This window comes from Arthrobacter sp. 05L417 (assembly GCF_056397865.1).
This window is the reverse complement of record NZ_JBFTOG010000120.1, coordinates 1-507: the sequence shown is the minus strand read 5'-3', so window position 1 is coordinate 507 and position 507 is coordinate 1. Positions and strand designations below refer to the sequence as shown.

The following is a 507-nucleotide window of genomic DNA, read 5'->3' as shown; positions in this document are numbered from 1 at the left end:
ACGAAGTCGCTTTCCTTGGCGAGCGACACAACAGGACCCAGGCCTGCCGAGAAGGGGTTGCCTTCGCGGGAGAGCTCGTTGCCGTAGAGCGGCATGCCGGCTTCGAGGCGCAGGGAGTCACGCGAGGCCAGGCCGGCGGGGATCAGCTCGCCGTCCTGGGCAACCGATGCGATTGCTTGCCACAGGGCGGCAGCTGCATCGTTGTCCACGAAGATTTCGAAGCCGTCCTCGCCCGTGTAACCGGTGCGGGCGAGCAGCAGTTCCGTAGTGTTGCCGGCAAAGGTGAAGGGTACCTCGACCGCGGCGTAGTACTTGAGCCCGGTGACGAGGGAGTGCTGTCCGGCCGGGACCAAGCGGAGGAGGATGTCTTCCGCTTTGGGGCCCTGGACGGCGATCAGCGAGGTTGCCGCGGAGGCGTCATCGACGACGACGTCGAAGTTGGCGGCCCTTTGTGCCAGCGCCTGGGCAACGACCTTGGCGTTGCCGGCGTTCGGGACCACGAGGAAC

General features: G+C 66.3%; 1 protein-coding gene. It reads right to left on the bottom strand.

The window, feature by feature from the left end; all coding sequences use genetic code 11:
* On the bottom strand, positions 1-507 hold a 507-nt coding region (locus tag AC1DJW_RS26580), incomplete at both ends, for an aminomethyltransferase family protein (RefSeq protein WP_476902970.1).